Consider the following 22,929-nt stretch of genomic DNA (forward strand, 5'->3'; position numbering starts at 1 on the left):
ACTAGAAAATCTATCTCTTTCCAAGCTCCTCTTCCAATCAAGCTTGTGAAATAAAAAATATTTGAAATTGATTTCACAAACTCTAACGAAAAAACTTGATAAGTAAAGAAAATGATAAAAAATTCACAAGGAACTGAAAATTCTTTGTGAAATGTTTATGAAACTGTTTACAAAGTTGAAATAATGCGTTATAATAAACTTGTGAAAAAATTAACAAAGGATTAAATCCTTGAAAGCTATGGAGGAAAATATGGCTGATAAAAAAACTATGACACCAGAGGAAAAGAAACTCGCTGCTGAAAAGCATGTCGATGGGTTGGTGCAAAAAGCTCTAGTTGCCCTTGAAGAAATGCGTAAGTTGGACCAAGAGCAAGTTGACTACATCGTAGCTAAAGCGTCAGTAGCAGCTTTGGATGCCCACGGAGAATTGGCTTTACATGCCTATGAAGAAACAGGACGTGGTGTATTTGAAGATAAAGCAACTAAGAACTTGTTTGCTTGTGAACATGTAGTAAACAACATGCGTCACACTAAGACAGTTGGCGTTATCGAAGAAGACGATGTAACAGGTTTGACTCTTATCGCTGAACCAGTTGGTGTTGTTTGTGGTATCACTCCAACAACAAACCCAACATCAACAGCAATCTTTAAGGCATTGATTTCATTGAAGACACGTAATCCAATCGTCTTTGCCTTCCACCCATCAGCTCAAGAATCATCAGCTCACGCAGCTCAAATCGTTCGTGATGCTGCGATTAAAGCAGGAGCTCCTGAAAACTGTGTACAGTGGATTACTGAACCATCTATGGAAGCAACTAGTGCCCTTATGAACCACGAAGGTGTTGCAACAATCCTTGCAACAGGTGGTAATGCTATGGTTAAAGCTGCATACTCATGTGGTAAACCAGCTCTTGGGGTAGGTGCCGGAAACGTTCCAGCTTATGTTGAAAAATCAGCTAACATCCGCCAAGCTGCACACGATATCGTCATGTCTAAATCATTTGACAATGGTATGGTCTGTGCATCTGAACAAGCGGTTATCATTGATAAAGAAATTTACGATGAATTTGTAGCAGAGTTCAAATCATATCATACTTACTTTGTAAACAAAAAAGAAAAAGCACTTCTTGAAGAGTTCTGCTTCGGCGTGAAAGCAAATAGCAAAAACTGTGCTGGTGCAAAATTGAACGCTGACATCGTTGGTAAACCAGCAACTTGGATTGCAGAACAAGCAGGATTTACAGTTCCAGAAGGAACAAACATTCTTGCTGCTGAATGTAAAGAAGTTGGTGAAAATGAGCCATTGACTCGTGAAAAATTGTCACCAGTTATCGCAGTTTTGAAATCTGAAAGCCGTGAAGATGGTATTACTAAGGCTCGTCAAATGGTTGAATTTAACGGTCTTGGACACTCAGCAGCCATCCACACAGCCGATGAAGAATTGACTAAAGAATTTGGTAAAGCTGTTAAAGCTATTCGTGTTATCTGTAACTCACCTTCTACTTTCGGTGGTATCGGGGACGTTTACAATGCCTTCTTGCCATCATTGACACTCGGATGTGGTTCTTACGGACGCAACTCAGTTGGGGATAACGTTAGTGCCATTAACCTCTTGAATATCAAAAAAGTCGGAAGACGGAGAAATAACATGCAATGGATGAAACTTCCTTCAAAAACATACTTTGAACGTGATTCAATTCAATACCTTCAAAAATGTCGTGACGTTGAACGTGTCATGATCGTTACTGACCATGCCATGGTAGAGCTTGGTTTCCTTGATCGTATCATCGAGCAACTTGATCTTCGTCGCAATAAGGTTGTTTACCAAATCTTTGCTGATGTAGAACCAGATCCAGATATCACAACTGTAAACCGTGGTACTGAGATTATGCGTGCCTTCAAACCAGATACAATCATTGCTCTTGGTGGTGGATCTCCAATGGATGCTGCTAAAGTAATGTGGCTCTTCTACGAACAACCAGAAGTGGACTTCCGTGACCTTGTTCAAAAATTCATGGATATCCGTAAACGTGCCTTCAAATTCCCATTACTTGGTAAGAAGACTAAATTCATCGCAATCCCAACAACATCTGGTACAGGATCTGAAGTAACACCATTTGCCGTTATCTCTGATAAAGCAAACAACCGCAAATACCCAATCGCTGACTACTCATTGACACCAACTGTGGCAATCGTAGACCCTGCCTTGGTATTGACAGTTCCTGGAGTTGTTGCTGCGGACACTGGTATGGACGTATTGACTCACGCGACTGAAGCTTACGTATCACAAATGGCTAGCGACTACACTGACGGACTTGCACTTCAAGCCATCAAGCTTGTATTCGAAAACCTTGAAAGCTCAGTTAAGAATGCAGACTTCCACTCACGCGAGAAAATGCATAACGCTTCAACAATCGCTGGTATGGCCTTTGCTAATGCCTTCCTAGGTATTTCTCACTCAATGGCTCATAAGATTGGTGCGCAATTCCACACAATTCACGGTCGTACAAATGCTATCTTGCTTCCATACGTCATCCGCTACAACGGTACACGTCCAGCTAAGACAGCAACATGGCCTAAGTACAACTACTACCGTGCAGATGAAAAATACCAAGATATCGCACGCATGCTTGGACTTCCAGCTTCTACTCCAGAAGAAGGTGTGGAGTCTTACGCAAAAGCTGTCTACGAACTTGGTGAGCGCGTAGGTATCCAAATGAACTTCAAAGCACAAGGTATCGACGAAAAAGAATGGAAAGAACATTCACGTGAATTAGCCTTCCTTGCTTACGAAGACCAATGTTCACCAGCTAACCCACGCCTTCCAATGGTTGACCATATGCAAGAAATCATCGAAGATTCTTACTATGGTTACAAAGAAAGACCAGGACGCCGTAAATAATCGTTTATCAGCCTAGAGACAGGAATTTCCTGTCTCTTTTTTGTGAAATTGGAGTATCGAAAATAAATTTTAGCTTTCTGTTTTAGATTTTTATCTCAAAAGAAAAGTGGGAAATGACTATGTAGACAAAGAAAGACAGCAGTATAGGCTTTGAAAGAAGAAAGAAAAATAAGTAAGGTGGAGACAAAAAACAATGCCCGTACTTGCAATTAAACTTAAATAGTTATATAATAGGTTTGTTGAAAGGTGATTTGTAGTGATTCAAGTTACTCTTTTCACAATAAAAATTTCATGATTTTCATAAGGAGGAAATCACTAATGGTAGTTAAAGTTGGTATTAACGGTTTCGGACGTATCGGTCGTCTTGCTTTCCGTCGTATCCAAAACGTAGAAGGTGTTGAAGTTACTCGTATCAACGACCTTACAGATCCAGTTATGCTTGCACACTTGTTGAAATACGACACAACTCAAGGTCGTTTCGACGGTACTGTTGAAGTTAAAGAAGGTGGATTTGAAGTTAACGGTAAATTCGTTAAAGTTTCTGCTGAACGTGATCCAGAGCAAATCGACTGGGCTACTGACGGTGTAGAAATTGTTCTTGAAGCTACTGGTTTCTTTGCTAAGAAAGAAGCAGCTGAAAAGCACCTTAAAGGTGGAGCTAAAAAAGTTGTTATCACTGCTCCTGGTGGAAACGACGTTAAAACAGTTGTATTTAACACTAACCACGAAGTTCTTGACGGTACTGAGACAGTTATCTCAGGTGCTTCATGTACTACAAACTGCTTGGCTCCTATGGCTAAAGCTTTGAATGATAACTTTGGTGTTGTAGAAGGATTGATGACTACTATCCATGCTTACACTGGTGACCAAATGATCCTTGACGGACCACACCGTAAAGGTGACCTTCGCCGTGCTCGTGCTGCCGCAGCTAACATCGTTCCTAACTCAACTGGTGCTGCTAAAGCAATCGGTTTGGTTATCCCTGAATTGAACGGTAAATTGGACGGAGCTGCTCAACGTGTTCCTGTTACAGCTGGTTCAGTAACTGAATTGGTAGCAGTTCTTGAAAAGAATGTTACTGTTGATGAAGTAAATGCAGCTATGAAAGCAGCTTCAAACGAATCATACGGTTACACAGAAGATCCAATCGTATCTTCAGATATCTTAGGTATGTCTTACGGTTCATTGTTTGACGCAACTCAAACTAAAGTTCTTGACGTTGACGGTAAACAATTGGTTAAAGTTGTATCATGGTACGACAACGAAATGTCTTACACTTCACAACTTGTTCGTACTCTTGAATACTTTGCAAAAATTGCTAAATAATTCATGAGTCGATAAAAAGCAAGGCCTTTTGGTCTTGCTTTTCTTATATTGAAAAATGGATGATACCATCATCCATTTTTTTTTAATTCTTTTTCAAATGTATCGGAAAGGGTAGTGAAGCTTAATTTCTCTAAAGTAAGTGGATGGGTAAAGGACAGTCGAAAGGCGTGGAGCATAAGCCGACTTGTTTTTGATTTACTATTATAGAGAGGGTCGCCTAAAATAGGGAAGTTATGATGCGAAAGGTGCACACGAATCTGATGGGTTCGCCCGGTCTTTAGTTTGCAACGAACCAAGGAAGTTTTGTCTGGGAATTGCTTTAATCTGCTTACATGCGTTTCAGCATATTGCCCATTTTTTGTATCAACTATTCGTTTTCTGCGGTCATGGCGATCACGCCCAATTTTGTCTTTGAAAACAAGTTCTTTGCTGTTGATATGTCCGTCGACCTGTGCCCAATATTCCCTAGAAATCTCTTTTTTCTCCAGTAAGCGATTGAGAATAGGCAGGATAAAAGGATTTTTGGCAAAGAGAACCAAGCCACTGGTTTCCATGTCTAGACGATGAACAACATAGCAGGTTTGGCCAACATAGGCACTGACATGGTTAAGAAGGGCGATTTCGTTTGGCTGATTACCATGCGTTTTCATCCCCTCTGGTTTGTTGACAATAATCAAGTGTTGATCTTGATAAACCTCTTGAACGAGGTCAGGATTGCCCCAAGGGATTTCTTTTTCGGGATAATCTTCCTTGTCAAACGTTAACTGGCAAACATCTCCAGGACTTACAATCTCGTTCCAATGAACTTCTCGCTGATTAATCAAAATGTGTTTCTTGATTCTCAAAAAATGACGGATTTTTCTAGGGATGAGGAGTTGATCCTCTAGTAATTGCTTAACCGTCATTTGAGGTAGAGAGTCTGGTAATGTAAATGTGAATTGCATACAGATATTGTAACAAAAAAAGCCCTATTTGGATAGGAAATAGCTAAATTCTTGTCTTCCTATGATGAAGATGATAAAATAAACGCATGAAATTAGATAAATTATTCGAGAAATTTCTTTCTCTTTTTAAAAAAGAAACAAGTGAATCAGAGGATTCTGATTCTACTAGCTTACGTCGCTCTCGTAGTGATCGAAAAAAATTAGCCCAAGTGGGTCCAATTCGAAAATTCTGGCGTCGCTATCATCTAACAAAGATTGTCCTTATACTAGGTTTGAGTGCAAGCTTGCTAGTTGGAACCTATTTGTTTGCTGTTGCCAAATCAACCAATGTCAATGATTTACAAAATGCCTTGAAAACTCGAACTCTCATTTTTGACCGTGAAGAAAAGGAGGCTGGTGCCTTGTCCGGTCAAAAAGGAACATATGTTGAATTGACTGATATCAGTAAAAATTTGCAGAATGCCGTTATTGCGACAGAAGACCGTTCTTTTTATAAAAATGACGGGATTAACTATGGTCGTTTCTTCTTGGCGATTATCACTGCTGGTCGTTCAGGTGGTGGTTCTACTATTACCCAACAGCTGGCTAAAAATGCCTATCTGTCGCAGGATCAAACTGTTGAGAGAAAAGCGAAAGAATTTTTCCTTGCCTTAGAATTAACAAAAAAATATAGTAAGGATCAAATTCTAACCATGTACCTTAACAACGCTTATTTTGGAAATGGTGTGTGGGGTGTAGAAGATGCGAGTAAGAAATATTTTGGAGTTTCTGCGTCAGAAGTGAGTTTGGATCAAGCTGCGACTCTGGCAGGAATGCTAAAGGGGCCGGAACTGTATAATCCTTTGAATTCTGTAGAAGATTCTACCAATCGTCGCGATACTGTTTTGCAGAATATGCTTGCAGCGGGTTACATTGATAAAAACCAAGAAACCGAAGCTGCAGAAGTTGATATGACTTCGCAATTGCACGATAAGTATGAAGGAAAAATCTCAGATTATCGCTATCCTTCTTACTTTGATGCGGTGGTTAATGAAGCTGTTTCCAAGTATAATCTAACAGAGGAAGAAATTGTCAATAATGGCTACCGCATTTATACAGAGCTGGACCAAAACTATCAAGCAAATATGCAGGTTGTCTATGAAAATACATCGCTATTTCCGAGGGCAGAGGATGGAACATTTGCTCAATCAGGAAGTGTGGCTCTCGAACCGAAAACAGGTGGAGTTCGTGGAGTTGTCGGTCAGGTTGCTGGCAATGATAAAACTGGATTCCGGAATTTCAACTATGCAACTCAATCAAAACGTAGCCCTGGTTCTACAATTAAGCCTTTAGTTGTTTATACGCCTGCAGTTGAAGCTGGCTGGGCTTTGAATAAGCAGTTGGATAACCATACTATGCAGTATGACAGCTATAAGGTTGATAACTATGCCGGGATCAAAACGAGTCGAGAAGTTCCTATGTATCAAGCCTTGGCAGAATCGCTTAATTTGCCTGCTGTTGCCACTGTTAATGATTTGGGCGTTGATAAGGCTTTTGAGGCAGGCGAAAAATTCGGACTCAACATGGAAAAGGTCGACCGTGTTCTTGGCGTCGCCTTGGGAAGCGGTGTTGAAACCAACCCTCTGCAAATGGCTCAAGCATATGCTGCCTTTGCAAATGAAGGTTTAATGCCGGAAGCTCATTTTATTAGTAGAATTGAAAATGCTAGTGGTCAGGTCATTGCGAGCCATAAAAATTCACAAAAACGGGTGATTGATAAGTCTGTAGCTGATAAGATGACCAGTATGATGTTGGGGACATTCACCAACGGTACCGGTATTAGTTCATCTCCTGCAGATTATGTCATGGCAGGAAAAACTGGAACAACTGAAGCTGTTTTCAATCCTGAATACACAAGTGACCAGTGGGTAATTGGTTATACTCCGGATGTAGTGATTAGTCACTGGCTTGGTTTCCCTACCACTGATGAAAGCCACTATCTAGCAGGATCTACTTCAAACGGTGCAGCCCATGTCTTTAGAAATATTGCAAATACCATTTTACCTTATACGCCAGGAAGTACCTTTACAGTTGAAAATGCTTATAAGCAAAATGGAATTGCACCAGCCAATACAAGAAATCAAGTACAGAGTAATGAAGAAAATCAGGCGGATAATAGCCTTTCTGATATTAGAAGTCGTGCACAAAATCTGGTAGATGAGGCTAGCCGTGCTATCTCGGATGCTAAAATTAAGGAAAAGGCTCAAACGATATGGGATTCGGTAGTCAATCTATTTCGTTAAGATGCTTGTCAAAGCCTAGCTTTCTTGTTATAATAGATAGGATGGAGGCGTTATGGCACTAAAAAAAGCAAGCCTAGCTTGTGCGGTTTGTGGTTCGAGAAACTATTCAATCAAGATCAGCGGAAACCCCAAGCCAACACGACTAGAAGTAAATAAATTTTGTAAACATTGTGGTAAGTACACTACACACAGAGAAACGAGATAGGAGAGAGCGATGCGTTTTATTGGAGATATTTTTAGACTTCTTAAAGACACAACATGGCCAACTCGCAAGGAAAGCTGGAGAGATTTTCGTTCTATCATGGAATACACTGCTTTCTTTGTTGTGATTATTTATATTTTTGACAAGTTGATTGTTTCAGGTTTGATTCGATTTATTAACATTTTTTAGAAGACCTGTGGAGTTATTCACGCTAGAAATCTTCTATTATGAAAGGAAGTATCATGGATAGTTTTGATAAAGGATGGTTTGTCTTACAAACCTATTCTGGTTATGAAAATAAGGTAAAAGAAAATCTATTGCAACGTGCACAAACCTACAATATGTTGGATAATATTTTACGTGTTGAAATTCCAACACAAACAGTGCAAGTTGAAAAAAATGGAAAGAGAAAAGAAGTAGAAGAGAATCGCTTTCCAGGTTATGTTCTTGTAGAAATGGTGATGACAGATGAAGCTTGGTTTGTTGTTCGAAACACACCAAACGTTACAGGATTCGTCGGATCTCACGGAAATAGATCAAAACCAACTCCATTATTGGAACAAGAAATCCGTGATATCTTGGTTTCTATGGGACAAACTGTACAAGAGTTTGATATCGATGTTGAAGTTGGTCAAACTGTACGTATCATTGATGGTGCTTTTGCAGACTATACTGGTAAGATTACAGAGATTGATAACAATAAAGTGAAGATGATTATCTCTATGTTTGGTAATGACACAGTTGCAGAAGTAAACCTAAACCAAATTGCAGAATTATAACCCAAAGAGAGGCTTGCCCTCTCTTTTTTGTGCAGTTTAGACGGTGTAGGGAACAGAATGGAGGAAATGGGACAAAAGTGTTTCTGAATCTGTTAGACTGTATCTAGAAAGGGGAACGTTATGTTTAAAGAATTGTATAAAGAAGTCCAGGGAATTGTATATAAGAGTAGAAATGAATATTACTTGCATTTATGGGAGCTATCAGATTGGGACCAAGAGGGAATGATTTGCTTACATGAATTGATTAGTAGAGAAGAAGAGCTAGTAGAAGATATTCCTCGTTTACGTAAATACTTCAAAACTAAATTCCGTAATCGAATTTTAGACCATATCCGTAAACAAGAAAGCCAGAAGCGTAGATATGATAAAGAACCTTATGAAGAAGTAGGTGAGATCTGTCATCGTATTAGTGAGGGAGGTCTCTGGCTAGATGAGTATTATCTCTTTCATGAGACACTAAGAGATTATAGAAGCAAACAAAGTAAAGATAAACAAGAAGAGTTAGAACGCGTCTTAAGACATGAACGCTTCCGAGGGCGTCAAAGAGTATTAAGAGACTTACGTATTGTGTTTAAGGAGTTTGATATCCGTACACACTAGGAAACCATGCAAAAAAAAATGAAAAAGTTTAAAAAAAGTGTTGACAAAGTTTGAAAAGCCAGTATAATAGTAAGAGTTGAAAATAACAGCTCAGGTCCGTTGGTCAAGGGGTTAAGACACCGCCTTTTCACGGCGGTAACACGGGTTCGAATCCCGTACGGACTATGGTATGTTGTGGTTGAGGCACTTGATGAAAAAAGATTAAAAAAGTTTCAAAAAAGTGTTGACAAGCGAAAGCGACTGTGATATACTAATATAGTTGTCACTTGAGAGAAGCAAGTGACAAAGACCTTTGAAAACTGAACAAGACGAACCAATGTGCAGGGCACTACAACAATTGTTGTAGTACTGAACAATGAAAAAACAATAAATCTGTCAGTGACAGAAATGAGTGAGAACTCAAACTTTTAATGAGAGTTTGATCCTGGCTCAGGACGAACGCTGGCGGCGTGCCTAATACATGCAAGTAGAACGCTGAAGGAGGAGCTTGCTTCTCCGGATGAGTTGCGAACGGGTGAGTAACGCGTAGGTAACCTGCCTGGTAGCGGGGGATAACTATTGGAAACGATAGCTAATACCGCATAAGAGTAGATGTTGCATGACATTTGCTTAAAAGGTGCAATTGCATCACTACCAGATGGACCTGCGTTGTATTAGCTAGTTGGTGGGGTAACGGCTCACCAAGGCGACGATACATAGCCGACCTGAGAGGGTGATCGGCCACACTGGGACTGAGACACGGCCCAGACTCCTACGGGAGGCAGCAGTAGGGAATCTTCGGCAATGGACGGAAGTCTGACCGAGCAACGCCGCGTGAGTGAAGAAGGTTTTCGGATCGTAAAGCTCTGTTGTAAGAGAAGAACGAGTGTGAGAGTGGAAAGTTCACACTGTGACGGTATCTTACCAGAAAGGGACGGCTAACTACGTGCCAGCAGCCGCGGTAATACGTAGGTCCCGAGCGTTGTCCGGATTTATTGGGCGTAAAGCGAGCGCAGGCGGTTAGATAAGTCTGAAGTTAAAGGCTGTGGCTTAACCATAGTACGCTTTGGAAACTGTTTAACTTGAGTGCAAGAGGGGAGAGTGGAATTCCATGTGTAGCGGTGAAATGCGTAGATATATGGAGGAACACCGGTGGCGAAAGCGGCTCTCTGGCTTGTAACTGACGCTGAGGCTCGAAAGCGTGGGGAGCAAACAGGATTAGATACCCTGGTAGTCCACGCCGTAAACGATGAGTGCTAGGTGTTAGACCCTTTCCGGGGTTTAGTGCCGCAGCTAACGCATTAAGCACTCCGCCTGGGGAGTACGACCGCAAGGTTGAAACTCAAAGGAATTGACGGGGGCCCGCACAAGCGGTGGAGCATGTGGTTTAATTCGAAGCAACGCGAAGAACCTTACCAGGTCTTGACATCCCTCTGACCGCTCTAGAGATAGAGTTTTCCTTCGGGACAGAGGTGACAGGTGGTGCATGGTTGTCGTCAGCTCGTGTCGTGAGATGTTGGGTTAAGTCCCGCAACGAGCGCAACCCCTATTGTTAGTTGCCATCATTCAGTTGGGCACTCTAGCGAGACTGCCGGTAATAAACCGGAGGAAGGTGGGGATGACGTCAAATCATCATGCCCCTTATGACCTGGGCTACACACGTGCTACAATGGCTGGTACAACGAGTCGCAAGCCGGTGACGGCAAGCTAATCTCTTAAAGCCAGTCTCAGTTCGGATTGTAGGCTGCAACTCGCCTACATGAAGTCGGAATCGCTAGTAATCGCGGATCAGCACGCCGCGGTGAATACGTTCCCGGGCCTTGTACACACCGCCCGTCACACCACGAGAGTTTGTAACACCCGAAGTCGGTGAGGTAACCTTTTAGGAGCCAGCCGCCTAAGGTGGGATAGATGATTGGGGTGAAGTCGTAACAAGGTAGCCGTATCGGAAGGTGCGGCTGGATCACCTCCTTTCTAAGGATAAGGAACTGCGCATTGGTCTTGTTTAGTCTTGAGAGGTCTTGTGGGGCCTTAGCTCAGCTGGGAGAGCGCCTGCTTTGCACGCAGGAGGTCAGCGGTTCGATCCCGCTAGGCTCCATTGGTGAGAGATCACCAAGTAATGCACATTGAAAATTGAATATCTATATCAAATAGTAACAAGAAAATAAACCGAAAACGCTGTAGTATTAATAAGAGTTTATGACTGAAAGGTCAAAAAAATAAGGTTAAGTTAATAAGGGCGCACGGTGGATGCCTTGGCACTAGGAGCCGAAGAAGGACGTGACAAACGACGATATGCCTTGGGTAGCTGTAAGTAAGCGATGATCCAGGGATTTCCGAATGGGGGAACCCAACAGGTACTACCTGTTACCCGCATCTGTTAAGGATGTGAGGAGGAAGACGCAGTGAACTGAAACATCTAAGTAGCTGCAGGAAGAGAAAGCAAAAGCGATTGCCTTAGTAGCGGCGAGCGAAACGGCAGGAGGGCAAACCGAAGAGTTTACTCTTCGGGGTTGTAGGACTGCAATGTGGACTCAAAGATTATAGAAGAATGATTTGGGAAGATCAGCCAAAGAGAGTAATAGCCTCGTATTTAAAATAGTCTTTGTACCTAGCAGTATCCTGAGTACGGCGGGACACGTGAAATCCCGTCGGAATCTGGGAGGACCATCTCCCAACCCTAAATACTCCCTAGTGACCGATAGTGAACCAGTACCGTGAGGGAAAGGTGAAAAGCACCCCGGGAGGGGAGTGAAATAGAACCTGAAACCGTGTGCCTACAACAAGTTCGAGCCCGTTAATGGGTGAGAGCGTGCCTTTTGTAGAATGAACCGGCGAGTTACGTTATGATGCGAGGTTAAGTTGAAGAGACGGAGCCGTAGGGAAACCGAGTCTGAATAGGGCGAATTAGTATCATGACGTAGACCCGAAACCATGTGACCTACCCATGAGCAGGTTGAAGGTGCGGTAAGACGCACTGGAGGACCGAACCAGGGCACGTTGAAAAGTGCTTGGATGACTTGTGGGTAGCGGAGAAATTCCAAACGAACTTGGAGATAGCTGGTTCTCTCCGAAATAGCTTTAGGGCTAGCGTCGACATTAGAGATTCTTGGAGGTAGAGCACTGTTTGGGTGAGGGGTCCATCCCGGATTACCAATCTCAGATAAACTCCGAATGCCAATGAATTATAGTCGGCAGTCAGACTGCGAGTGCTAAGATCCGTAGTCGAAAGGGAAACAGCCCAGACCACCAGCTAAGGTCCCAAAATAATTGTTAAGTGGAAAAGGATGTGGGGTTGCACAGACAACTAGGATGTTAGCTTAGAAGCAGCTATTCATTCAAAGAGTGCGTAATAGCTCACTAGTCGAGTGACCCTGCGCCGAAAATGTACCGGGGCTAAAACAATTTACCGAAGCTGTGGATACCTTTATAGGTATGGTAGGAGAGCGTTCTATGTGTGATGAAGGTGTACCGTGAGGAGTGCTGGAACGCATAGAAGTGAGAATGCCGGTATGAGTAGCGAAAGACAGGTGAGAATCCTGTCCACCGTAAGACTAAGGTTTCCAGGGGAAGGCTCGTCCGCCCTGGGTTAGTCGGGACCTAAGGAGAGACCGAAAGGTGTATCCGATGGACAACAGGTTGATATTCCTGTACTAGAGTATGTAGTGATGGAGGGACGCAGTAGGCTAACTAAAGCAGACGATTGGAAGTGTCTGTCTAAGCAGTGAGGTGTGAACTGAGTCAAATGCTTAGTTCTATAACATTGAGCTGTGATGGGGAGCGAAGTTTAGTAGCGAAGTTAGTGACGTCACACTGCCAAGAAAAGCTTCTAGCGTTTAAACATACTCTACCCGTACCGCAAACCGACACAGGTAGTCGAGGCGAGTAGCCTCAGGTGAGCGAGAGAACTCTCGTTAAGGAACTCGGCAAAATGACCCCGTAACTTCGGGAGAAGGGGTGCTGACTTTAAGTCAGCCGCAGTGAATAGGCCCAAGCAACTGTTTATCAAAAACACAGCTCTCTGCTAAATCGTAAGATGATGTATAGGGGGTGACGCCTGCCCGGTGCTGGAAGGTTAAGAGGAGTGCTTAGCGTAAGCGAAGGTATGAATTGAAGCCCCAGTAAACGGCGGCCGTAACTATAACGGTCCTAAGGTAGCGAAATTCCTTGTCGGGTAAGTTCCGACCCGCACGAAAGGCGTAATGATTTGGGCACTGTCTCAACGAGAGACTCGGTGAAATTTTAGTACCTGTGAAGATGCAGGTTACCCGCGACAGGACGGAAAGACCCCATGGAGCTTTACTGCAGTTTGATATTGAGTGTCTGTACCACATGTACAGGATAGGTAGGAGTCTATGAGATCGGGACGCCAGTTTCGAAGGAGACGTTGTTGGGATACTACCCTTGTGTTATGGCCACTCTAACCCGGATAGGTGATCCCTATCGGAGACAGTGTCTGACGGGCAGTTTGACTGGGGCGGTCGCCTCCTAAAAGGTAACGGAGGCGCCCAAAGGTTCCCTCAGAATGGTTGGAAATCATTCGCAGAGTGTAAAGGTATAAGGGAGCTTGACTGCGAGAGCTACAACTCGAGCAGGGACGAAAGTCGGGCTTAGTGATCCGGTGGTTCCGTATGGAAGGGCCATCGCTCAACGGATAAAAGCTACCCTGGGGATAACAGGCTTATCTCCCCCAAGAGTTCACATCGACGGGGAGGTTTGGCACCTCGATGTCGGCTCGTCGCATCCTGGGGCTGTAGTCGGTCCCAAGGGTTGGGCTGTTCGCCCATTAAAGCGGCACGCGAGCTGGGTTCAGAACGTCGTGAGACAGTTCGGTCCCTATCCGTCGCGGGCGTAGGAAATTTGAGAGGATCTGCTCCTAGTACGAGAGGACCAGAGTGGACTTACCGCTGGTGTACCAGTTGTCTTGCCAAAGGCATCGCTGGGTAGCTATGTAGGGAAGGGATAAACGCTGAAAGCATCTAAGTGTGAAACCCACCTCAAGATGAGATTTCCCATGATTTTATATCAGTAAGAGCCCTGAGAGATGATCAGGTAGATAGGTTAGAAGTGGAAGTGTGGCGACACATGTAGCGGACTAATACTAATAGCTCGAGGACTTATCCAAAGTAACTGAGAATATGAAAGCGAACGGTTTTCTTGCTTTGAATAGATATTCAATTTTGAGTAGGTATTACTCAGAGTTAAGTGACGATAGCCTAGGAGATACACCTGTACCCATGCCGAACACAGAAGTTAAGCCCTAGAACGCCGGAAGTAGTTGGGGGTTGCCCCCTGTGAGATATGGAAGTCGCTTAGCTCTAGGGAGTTTAGCTCAGCTGGGAGAGCATCTGCCTTACAAGCAGAGGGTCAGCGGTTCGATCCCGTTAACTCCCATAGGTCCCGTAGTGTAGCGGTTATCACGTCGCCCTGTCACGGCGAAGATCGCGGGTTCGATTCCCGTCGGGACCGTTTAAGGTAATGAAAGTTACTTTAGACTCGTTAGCTCAGTTGGTAGAGCAATTGACTTTTAATCAATGGGTCACTGGTTCGAGCCCAGTACGGGTCATATATGCGGGTTTGGCGGAATTGGCAGACGCACCAGATTTAGGATCTGGCGCTTAACGGCGTGGGGGTTCAAGTCCCTTAACCCGCATTAAGATATAATAAATGAGCCGGCTTAGCTCAGTTGGTAGAGCATCTGATTTGTAATCAGAGGGTCGCGTGTTCAAGTCATGTAGCCGGCATTTTTAGATAGAAGAAAACAGTGCGAACGTAGTTCAGTGGTAGAACACCACCTTGCCAAGGTGGGGGTCGCGGGTTCGAATCCCGTCGTTCGCTTAGAGAGGCCGGGGTGGCGGAACTGGCAGACGCACAGGACTTAAAATCCTGCGATTGGTAACGATCGTACCGGTTCGATTCCGGTCCTCGGCATAAACTAATGAGCACCCTTAGCTCAACTGGATAGAGTACCTGACTACGAATCAGGCGGTTAGAGGTTCGACTCCTCTAGGGTGCATTTTTCTATTTAACTCGGGAAGTAGCTCAGCTTGGTAGAGTACTTGGTTTGGGACCAAGGTGTCGCAGGTTCGAATCCTGTCTTCCCGATTCATTACAGAGATACGTAAGCGTATCTTTTTTGTTTTAACTAGATATTATATACATTAAGAGAGAATCAGTTTGCTTCTCTCTTTTTTAATTTCAGTAATTCATTTTGATTGAGTATACTTTTTTGTTTCCTGATTTGTTCAATGATTACTGTAGTTTAGGTACATAAATTAAAATTTAACAGATTGTATAATTCTCACAAACTTTTAAGAAAATAAATGAAGAGTTTTTTTGTGCTACCTATAATATATATGTTTTGTACGATAAAAATTTCCGATCTTTTGATTTTAAATGCGTATTAGTTTACGTTATAGTCTAAATTTGATATCACTTTGATGGAGGTACTATAGATTCTTTCATACTCTGTATCTTGTTGTGTAATGTTTCTTGATTCTTTTAAATAGAATCTTTTATGACATTTGTCATATTTCCTCATGACAGAAGCTTCTAGCGATTCTACCTTCAAAGAGTTATACTAGATGTATCAAATGGAGGAAGAAAAAATGAAACATAAAGTAATTGTCGCAATGAGTTTAGTAGCAGCAGGAGTCATGACTTATCTCATGTTCTCAGGATTGGATGAAGATTTCTATCATTTTCCTTGGGAGCTATTTGCAGGATTTGGAATGATGTCCTGGCTTATCCGAGAAGGTTTGAAATTAGTCTCAGATGTGAAAAAGGAGTTTGAAAAATGAAAAAAGCGTTTCTCTATCTTTTTATTGGACTATCACTAGTGGTATGGTTGGTAGAAATGTTTACAGGTTGGTTTGATCAAGCCTTCCTTCACCAATTCATCCGTGGTGCCTGGGGATTAGGATTTATGATTTTTATCGCCTTTCCTATGGGAAAGGAGTGGCTGAAAGGAGAATATGATGAACATGATTAAGGTAGAAAGCCTAAATAAAAACATCAAGGGCAAGGCTATTTTGAAGGATATTTCCTTTGAGGTAACAGAAGGTGAATGCGTCGCCTTGATTGGTCCCAATGGTGCTGGAAAGACCACACTCTTGGACTGTTTGCTTGGAGATAAACTGGTCACAAGCGGTCAAGTATCTATCCAAGGCTTGCCAGTGACGAGTTCTCAGTTAGGCTATACAAGATCCTACCTCCCTCAAGAGAATGTAATCGTTCAGAAACTAAAGGTAAAAGAGTTGATTGCTTTCTTTCAAAGCATTTACCCAAATCCCTTGAGCAACCGGGAAATCGACCAACTATTGCAGTTTGACAAGCAACAAAAAGAGCAATTGGCAGAAAAATTGTCAGGTGGACAAAAGCGTCTTTTCTCTTTTGTCTTGACCTTGATTGGGCGACCAAAGCTTGTCTTTTTAGATGAACCAACTGCTGCCATGGATACTTCAACCCGTCAACGCTTTTGGGAAATTGTTCAGGAGCTAAAAGCTAAGGGAGTTACCATTCTCTATTCGTCCCATTATATCGAAGAAGTAGAGCATACAGCGGACCGAATCTTGGTCTTGAATAAGGGAGAGTTGATTCGCGATACAACACCTCTAGCCATGCGCAGTGAGGAGATTGAAAAGCACTTTATCCTTCCTCTAGCATACAAGGAAGTCGTTGAGCAGTCAAACTTGGTTGAAAACTGGTCACAAAAACAAGATGCCCTGCAAGTAGTTACACGTGAAGCGGATGCTTTCTGGCAACTGTTAGTGCAAGCAGGATGTAGGATTCAAGAAATTGAAGTTAATAACCGTAGTTTGCTAGATACAATCTTTGAAGAAACACAAAAAGGAGATGACTAAGATGAAACGATGGATCGCACTAAACAAGATAGAATTTCTATTGACCAAACGACAATTAGTAACTTATCTATTGTCAGTAGGGATGCCGACGGCCTTCTATTTATTCTTTTCAGGCATGTACCAGGATACACCAGATGGGCCAGCTAATTTTATGCGTGACTACCTCATCTCTATGACGGCCTTTTCCATGATGTCGACAGCCATGTTTTCATTTCCAGCTGTCTTACATACCGATAAAATCAACAACTGGCAGAAAACATTGCGCCATACTCCAGTAAATATGGTAGAATATTATCTATCAAAGATAACAAGTATGATGGTTGATTATTTGGTTTCAATCTTGGTTGTTTTCTCAGTTGGGCACTTGGTTAGAGGTGTGGATATGCCTCTAGGAAGCTGGATTGGGGCTGCGCTCTTGCTGATAGTAGGAAGTGTAGCTTTTGTAGCGCTTGGCTTGACCTTGACACTCTTGCCTTCTAGTCAGCTGATGTCTGTCGTGGGAAATCTTCTCTATCTAGGCTTGGCTGTTTTAGGCGGACTCTGGATGCCCATCTCTTTATTTCCAGACTGGATGCAAGCAATCGGGAAGTGCCTACCAACTTATCAGTTGATGGAGTTGCTCAAGACCTTCTTAAACGAGGATGGCATCAATTTATCAGCAACAGTTTATCTACTTGTTTTTTCAACAGTTTTGTTTGGTTTGACCATTTACCTTCAAGGTCATAAGGAGAATGCTTAATGCTTGAAAGACTGAAAAGCATAGACTATATGTATTGGGCCAGTTTGATTTTTATGGTTTTTCCCATCGTTCCTGTAGTGACTGGGGAGCTACCTAGCTGGCATTTGTTGATTGATATTCTATTTGTGGTGGCTTACTTAGGCGTTTTAACCACCAAGAGTCAGCGCTTATCCTGGCTCTGTTGGGTTATCATGCTAGCCTATGTAGCTGGGAATACCGCCTTTGTTGGTGTAAATTATATCTGGTTCTTCTTTTTCCTTGCCAATCTCTTAATTTATCATTTCGGCGTACGTAGTTTTAATTCTTTACATGTCCGGACTTTTCTCCTTGCTCAAGTCCTTGTTGTGGGGCAACTGTTGATTTTTCAGGAAGTTGAAGTTGAGTTTCTAGTCTACCTACTTGGAATTCTCACTTTTATCGATTTAATGACTTTTGGCTTGGTTCGGATTCGTATTGTGGAGGATTTGAAAGAAGCTCAGGCTAAGCAAAATGCCCAGATAAATCTATTGCTTGCTGAAAATGAACGTAGTCGTATCGGTCAGGATTTGCATGATAGCTTGGGACATACCTTTGCTATGTTGAGTGTCAAGACAGATTTAGCCTTGCAGTTATTTCAGATGGAGGCTTATCCACAGGTGGAAAAGGAATTAAAAGACATTCACCAGATCAGTAAGGATTCCATGAATGAAGTGCGAACCATTGTGGAAAATCTTAAGTCTAGAACTTTGACATCCGAACTAGAGACTGTGAAAAAGATGCTAGAGATTGCTGGAATTGAGGTGGAAACGGCTAATCAACTAGATACCGCTAGCCTTACTCAGGAATTGGAGTCAACGACTTCCATGATTTTGCTTGAGTTAGTGACCAATATCATCAAGCATGCTAAAGCGTCTAAAGTCTACTTAAAATTAGAACGGACAGAGAAAGAACTCATTCTAACAGTGAGAGATGATGGCTGTGGCTTTACTTCTATAAAGGGGGATGACCTCCATACAGTTCGAGATCGTGTTCTTCCATTTTCGGGAGAAGTAAAGGTAATTAGTCAGAAACAACCGACAGAAGTTCAGGTTCGACTACCTTATAAGGAGAGAAAGTAGATGAAAGTATTAGTCGCAGAAGATCAAAGTATGTTGCGAGATGCCATGTGCCAGTTGCTCACGCTTCAACCGGATGTGGAGTCTGTCATTCAAGCCAAGAATGGGCAAGAAGCAATCCAACTATTAGAAAGGGAGTCTGTAGATATCGCCATCCTTGACGTAGAAATGCCTGTTAAGACAGGTCTTGAAGTCTTGGAGTGGATACGAGCAGAAAATCTAGAAACAAAGGTGGTTGTGGTGACGACCTTCAAGCGTCCTGGGTATTTTGAACGTGCGGTCAAGGCTGGAGTAGATGCTTATGTATTAAAAGAAAGAAACATTGCAGACCTCATGCAAACCTTGCACACTGTCCTCGAAGGGCGCAAGGAGTATTCTCCTGAATTGATGGAAGTGGTGATGACGCATCCCAATCCGTTGACAGAACAAGAAATCGCAGTTTTAAAGGGAATCGCTCAGGGTTTCTCTAACCAAGAAATTGCAGATCAACTTTATTTATCAAACGGAACAGTCCGAAACTATGTCACCAATATTCTTTCGAAACTAGATGCTGGTAATCGAACAGAGGCAGCTAATATCGCGAAAGAATCTGGTTGGTTGTGATGATATAATATTTTTTGAACATTATGTGCTAAAATTGATGGGATTGAATGGAACAATACTAACTTTAGGAGGGTGGGATTCCTCCTTTTTCTTTTTTTGGGGAGCACTAAAAAAGAGCTAAAATTAACAATAAAAAAGAAAAATATCTTGACAACCAAGGGAAAATTTTGTTACAATAATAGACGGTACTTTTTACTTTTGGTCTCTCAAGAGTGTACAGGGACGTGCTGACAAATGTTGCAAAAGTACACACAGATGATAGCTGTCACCAAGTGTATCGTCACCAAAAATAAAAAAACACAGGAGAATGTAGATGCCTACAATTAACCAATTGGTTCGCAAACCGCGTAAATCAAAAGTAGAAAAATCTAAATCACCAGCTTTGAACGTTGGTTACAACAGTCATAAAAAAGTTCAAACAAATGTTTCTTCACCACAAAAACGTGGTGTTGCAACTCGTGTTGGAACAATGACACCTAAAAAACCTAACTCAGCCCTTCGTAAATTCGCTCGTGTACGTTTGAGCAACCTTATCGAAGTTACTGCCTACATCCCAGGTATCGGACACAACTTGCAAGAGCACAGCGTGGTGCTTCTTCGTGGTGGACGTGTAAAAGACCTTCCAGGGGTACGTTACCATATCGTCCGTGGTGCACTTGATACTGCAGGTGTTAACGATCGTAAACAAGGCCGTTCTAAATACGGTACTAAACGTCCAAAAGCATAAGGAAAGGGGATAAAGAGAAATGAGTCGTAAAAATAGAGCTCCAAAACGTGACGTATTGCCAGATCCGCTTTACAATTCACAACTAGTTACTCGTCTTATCAACCGCGTTATGCTTGATGGTAAACGTGGTACAGCTGCTTCAATCGTTTACGGTGCCTTTGAGCAAATCAAAGAAGCTACTGGAAACGATGCACTTGAAGTATTTGAAACAGCTATGGAAAACATCATGCCTGTACTTGAAGTACGTGCACGTCGTGTTGGTGGTTCTAACTACCAAGTCCCAGTTGAAGTTCGTCCAGAACGTCGTACAACACTTGGACTTCGTTGGTTGGTAACAATCGCTCGCCTTCGTGGTGAACACACAATGCAAGACCGTCTTGCAAAAGAAATCTTGGACGCTGCTAACAACACTGGTGCAGCTGTTAAGAAACGTGAAGACACTCACCGTATGGCTGAAGCTAACCGTGCATTCGCACACTTCCGTTGGTAAAATCATGATGCTAGGAACGGTAAGGATGCAAGGTGAAAATAGAAAACTGACGCAGTATTCGACGAATACAAGGAAGTTTATCTTTTTCACACAGCATCCCGTTCCGGCTCAAATCGGCTAATTAACTTTAGCCCGAGTTCAATTCAACTTGTAAATCTACAAGTTGAAACCAACAATAGCATGAAAACATTGAGAACGGGTAGGTCCTGCCTATCCGTTTTTATTAAAATCATGTTATAATAGAATAGAAATCAAAAATAAATAGGAGAAACAAACCTCATGGCACGCGAATTTTCACTTGAAAAAACTCGTAATATCGGTATCATGGCTCACGTCGATGCTGGTAAAACAACAACTACTGAGCGTATTCTTTACTACACTGGTAAAATCCACAAAATCGGTGAAACTCACGAAGGTGCGTCACAAATGGACTGGATGGAGCAAGAGCAAGAACGTGGTATCACTATCACATCTGCTGCGACAACAGCTCAATGGAACAACCACCGCGTAAACATTATCGACACACCAGGACACGTGGACTTCACAATCGAAGTACAACGTTCTCTTCGTGTATTGGATGGTGCTGTTACCGTTCTTGACTCACAATCAGGTGTTGAGCCTCAAACTGAAACAGTTTGGCGTCAAGCAACTGAGTATGGAGTTCCACGTATCGTATTTGCCAACAAAATGGACAAAATCGGTGCTGACTTCCTTTACTCTGTAAGCACACTTCACGATCGTCTTCAAGCAAATGCACACCCAATCCAATTGCCAATCGGTTCTGAAGATGACTTCCGTGGTATCATCGACTTGATCAAGATGAAAGCTGAAATCTATACTAACGACCTTGGTACAGATATCCTTGAAGAAGACATCCCAGCTGAATACCTTGACCAAGCTCAAGAATACCGTGAAAAATTGATCGAAGCAGTTGCTGAAACTGACGAAGAATTGATGATGAAATACCTCGAAGGTGAAGAAATCACTAACGAAGAATTGAAAGCTGGTATCCGTAAAGCGACTATCAACGTTGAATTCTTCCCAGTATTGTGTGGCTCTGCCTTCAAGAACAAAGGTGTTCAATTGATGCTTGATGCGGTTATTGACTACCTTCCAAGCCCACTTGACATCCCAGCGATCAAAGGTATCAACCCAGATACAGATGAAGAAGAAACTCGTCCAGCAGCTGATGAAGAGCCATTTGCAGCTCTTGCCTTCAAGATCATGACAGACCCATTCGTAGGTCGTTTGACATTCTTCCGTGTTTACTCAGGTGTTCTTCAATCAGGTTCATACGTATTGAACACTTCTAAAGGTAAACGTGAGCGTATCGGACGTATCCTTCAAATGCACGCCAACAGCCGTCAAGAAATTGACACTGTTTACTCAGGTGATATCGCTGCTGCCGTTGGTTTGAAAGATACTACAACTGGTGACTCATTGACAGATGAAAAAGCTAAAATCATTCTTGAGTCAATCAACGTTCCAGAACCAGTTATCCAATTGATGGTTGAGCCAAAATCTAAAGCTGACCAAGACAAGATGGGTATCGCCCTTCAAAAATTGGCTGAAGAAGATCCAACATTCCGCGTTGAAACAAACGTTGAAACTGGTGAAACAGTTATCTCTGGTATGGGTGAGCTTCACCTTGACGTCCTTGTTGACCGTATGCGTCGTGAGTTCAAAGTTGAAGCAAACGTAGGTGCTCCTCAAGTATCTTACCGTGAAACATTCCGCGCTTCTACTCAAGCACGTGGATTCTTCAAACGTCAGTCTGGTGGTAAAGGTCAATTCGGTGATGTATGGATTGAATTTACTCCAAACGAAGAAGGTAAAGGATTCGAATTCGAAAACGCAATCGTCGGTGGTGTGGTTCCTCGTGAATTTATCCCAGCGGTTGAAAAAGGTTTGGTAGAATCTATGGCTAACGGTGTACTTGCAGGTTACCCAATGGTTGACGTTAAAGCTAAGCTTTACGATGGTTCATACCACGATGTCGACTCATCTGAAACTGCCTTCAAGATTGCGGCTTCACTTGCTCTTAAAGAAGCTGCTAAATCAGCACAACCAGCTATCCTTGAGCCAATGATGCTTGTAACAATCACTGTTCCAGAAGAAAACCTTGGTGATGTTATGGGTCACGTAACTGCTCGTCGTGGACGTGTAGATGGTATGGAAGCACACGGTAACAGCCAAATCGTTCGTGCTTACGTTCCACTTGCTGAAATGTTCGGTTACGCAACAGTTCTTCGTTCTGCATCTCAAGGACGTGGTACATTCATGATGGTATTTGACCACTACGAAGATGTACCTAAGTCAGTACAAGAAGAAATCATTAAGAAAAACAAAGGTGAAGACTAATCAGTCTTCACTCTAGAAGGAAGTCACTTAGTGGCTTCC

The 22,929-nt window shown here is 42.6% G+C and carries 17 protein-coding genes, 11 tRNA genes and 3 rRNA genes; 30 read left to right on the plus strand and 1 reads right to left on the minus strand.

What is annotated here, in order from left to right:
- Positions 1-250 precede the first annotated feature (250 nt).
- Positions 251-2,902, plus strand: a complete 2,652-nt coding sequence (gene adhE / locus QMQ21_RS09620) for a bifunctional acetaldehyde-CoA/alcohol dehydrogenase (RefSeq protein ID WP_261035518.1) — start codon at positions 251-253, stop codon at positions 2,900-2,902.
- 318 nt (positions 2,903-3,220) lie between these two features.
- On the plus strand, positions 3,221-4,228 hold the full coding sequence (gap, locus tag QMQ21_RS09625) for a type I glyceraldehyde-3-phosphate dehydrogenase (protein WP_004257412.1): 1,008 nt from the start codon (positions 3,221-3,223) through the stop codon (positions 4,226-4,228).
- Positions 4,229-4,296: 68 nt separating this feature from the next.
- Here the strand turns inward: gap and QMQ21_RS09630 are convergent, their stop codons facing one another.
- Positions 4,297-5,172: an RluA family pseudouridine synthase gene (locus QMQ21_RS09630; protein WP_261814354.1), complete on the minus strand. Its 876-nt coding sequence runs from the start codon at positions 5,170-5,172 to the stop codon at positions 4,297-4,299.
- 86 nt (positions 5,173-5,258) lie between these two features.
- On the opposite strand from QMQ21_RS09630, the gene pbp2a reads away from it, so the two are divergent.
- The 28 genes from pbp2a to fusA all read left to right on the plus strand — a co-directional run bounded on the left by pbp2a (position 5,259) and on the right by fusA (position 22,890).
- Positions 5,259-7,454, plus strand: a complete 2,196-nt coding sequence (pbp2a, locus tag QMQ21_RS09635) for a penicillin-binding protein PBP2A (protein WP_125454981.1) — start codon at positions 5,259-5,261, stop codon at positions 7,452-7,454.
- A 52-nt stretch (positions 7,455-7,506) separates the two neighbouring features.
- Positions 7,507-7,659 carry a 50S ribosomal protein L33 gene (rpmG, locus tag QMQ21_RS09640; RefSeq protein ID WP_001809375.1) on the plus strand — a complete coding sequence of 51 codons (153 nt, stop codon included), beginning with the start codon at positions 7,507-7,509 and terminating at the stop codon, positions 7,657-7,659.
- Between the two features lie 9 nt (positions 7,660-7,668).
- Complete coding sequence (gene secE, locus QMQ21_RS09645; RefSeq protein WP_001210990.1) at positions 7,669-7,845, plus strand: preprotein translocase subunit SecE; 177 nt, start codon at positions 7,669-7,671, stop codon at positions 7,843-7,845.
- 53 nt (positions 7,846-7,898) lie between these two features.
- On the plus strand, positions 7,899-8,435 hold the full coding sequence (gene nusG / locus QMQ21_RS09650) for a transcription termination/antitermination protein NusG (RefSeq protein ID WP_000376740.1): 537 nt from the start codon (positions 7,899-7,901) through the stop codon (positions 8,433-8,435).
- A 120-nt stretch (positions 8,436-8,555) separates the two neighbouring features.
- Positions 8,556-9,035, plus strand: a complete 480-nt coding sequence (locus QMQ21_RS09655; RefSeq protein ID WP_261814355.1) for a hypothetical protein — start codon at positions 8,556-8,558, stop codon at positions 9,033-9,035.
- 93 nt (positions 9,036-9,128) lie between these two features.
- Positions 9,129-9,200 (plus strand) — tRNA-Glu (locus QMQ21_RS09660).
- A gap of 241 nt (positions 9,201-9,441) precedes the next feature.
- Positions 9,442-10,988, plus strand: a 16S ribosomal RNA gene (locus QMQ21_RS09665).
- Between the two features lie 51 nt (positions 10,989-11,039).
- Positions 11,040-11,112, plus strand: a tRNA-Ala gene (locus QMQ21_RS09670).
- Positions 11,113-11,237: 125 nt separating this feature from the next.
- A 23S ribosomal RNA gene (locus tag QMQ21_RS09675) occupies positions 11,238-14,139 on the plus strand.
- Positions 14,140-14,215: 76 nt separating this feature from the next.
- A 5S ribosomal RNA gene (gene rrf / locus QMQ21_RS09680) occupies positions 14,216-14,331 on the plus strand.
- The 16S, 23S and 5S rRNA genes sit together here with 11 tRNA genes alongside, the layout of an rRNA operon.
- Positions 14,332-14,335: 4 nt before the next feature.
- Positions 14,336-14,408: transfer RNA gene (locus QMQ21_RS09685), tRNA-Val, on the plus strand.
- Between the two features lie 2 nt (positions 14,409-14,410).
- Positions 14,411-14,483: transfer RNA gene (locus QMQ21_RS09690), tRNA-Asp, on the plus strand.
- Between the two features lie 24 nt (positions 14,484-14,507).
- A tRNA-Lys gene (locus tag QMQ21_RS09695) sits at positions 14,508-14,580 on the plus strand.
- 5 nt (positions 14,581-14,585) lie between these two features.
- A tRNA-Leu gene (locus tag QMQ21_RS09700) sits at positions 14,586-14,667 on the plus strand.
- A gap of 18 nt (positions 14,668-14,685) precedes the next feature.
- Positions 14,686-14,758 (plus strand) — tRNA-Thr (locus tag QMQ21_RS09705).
- A 22-nt stretch (positions 14,759-14,780) separates the two neighbouring features.
- Positions 14,781-14,852 (plus strand) — tRNA-Gly (locus tag QMQ21_RS09710).
- A gap of 7 nt (positions 14,853-14,859) precedes the next feature.
- Positions 14,860-14,945 (plus strand) — tRNA-Leu (locus tag QMQ21_RS09715).
- An 11-nt stretch (positions 14,946-14,956) separates the two neighbouring features.
- Positions 14,957-15,030: transfer RNA gene (locus QMQ21_RS09720), tRNA-Arg, on the plus strand.
- 15 nt (positions 15,031-15,045) lie between these two features.
- Positions 15,046-15,119: transfer RNA gene (locus tag QMQ21_RS09725), tRNA-Pro, on the plus strand.
- Positions 15,120-15,607: 488 nt separating this feature from the next.
- On the plus strand, positions 15,608-15,814 hold the full coding sequence (locus QMQ21_RS09730; protein ID WP_025170907.1) for a hypothetical protein: 207 nt from the start codon (positions 15,608-15,610) through the stop codon (positions 15,812-15,814).
- Positions 15,811-16,005 carry a hypothetical protein gene (locus QMQ21_RS09735; RefSeq protein WP_004258091.1) on the plus strand — a complete coding sequence of 65 codons (195 nt, stop codon included), beginning with the start codon at positions 15,811-15,813 and terminating at the stop codon, positions 16,003-16,005. The genes QMQ21_RS09730 and QMQ21_RS09735 overlap by 4 nt, the downstream gene beginning before the upstream one ends.
- Positions 15,992-16,876, plus strand: a complete 885-nt coding sequence (locus tag QMQ21_RS09740; protein WP_049551207.1) for an ABC transporter ATP-binding protein — start codon at positions 15,992-15,994, stop codon at positions 16,874-16,876. The genes QMQ21_RS09735 and QMQ21_RS09740 overlap by 14 nt, the downstream gene beginning before the upstream one ends.
- A gap of 1 nt (position 16,877) precedes the next feature.
- Positions 16,878-17,615, plus strand: a complete 738-nt coding sequence (locus tag QMQ21_RS09745; protein WP_070482397.1) for an ABC transporter permease — start codon at positions 16,878-16,880, stop codon at positions 17,613-17,615.
- Positions 17,615-18,712, plus strand: coding sequence for a sensor histidine kinase (locus QMQ21_RS09750; protein ID WP_261057215.1), 1,098 nt, complete (start codon positions 17,615-17,617; stop codon positions 18,710-18,712). Before QMQ21_RS09745 ends, QMQ21_RS09750 begins: the two co-directional genes overlap by 1 nt.
- Positions 18,713-19,312: a response regulator transcription factor gene (locus QMQ21_RS09755; protein WP_084950793.1), complete on the plus strand. Its 600-nt coding sequence runs from the start codon at positions 18,713-18,715 to the stop codon at positions 19,310-19,312.
- Positions 19,313-19,625: 313 nt separating this feature from the next.
- Positions 19,626-20,039, plus strand: coding sequence for a 30S ribosomal protein S12 (rpsL, locus tag QMQ21_RS09760; protein WP_001142332.1), 414 nt, complete (start codon positions 19,626-19,628; stop codon positions 20,037-20,039).
- Between the two features lie 19 nt (positions 20,040-20,058).
- A complete protein-coding gene (gene rpsG / locus QMQ21_RS09765; protein WP_000087873.1) occupies positions 20,059-20,529 on the plus strand; it encodes a 30S ribosomal protein S7 in 471 nt (156 codons plus the stop codon).
- A 279-nt stretch (positions 20,530-20,808) separates the two neighbouring features.
- Complete coding sequence (fusA, locus tag QMQ21_RS09770; protein WP_261814356.1) at positions 20,809-22,890, plus strand: elongation factor G; 2,082 nt, start codon at positions 20,809-20,811, stop codon at positions 22,888-22,890.
- Positions 22,891-22,929 lie beyond the last annotated feature (39 nt).

It is taken from the genome of Streptococcus bouchesdurhonensis, from assembly GCF_948472335.1.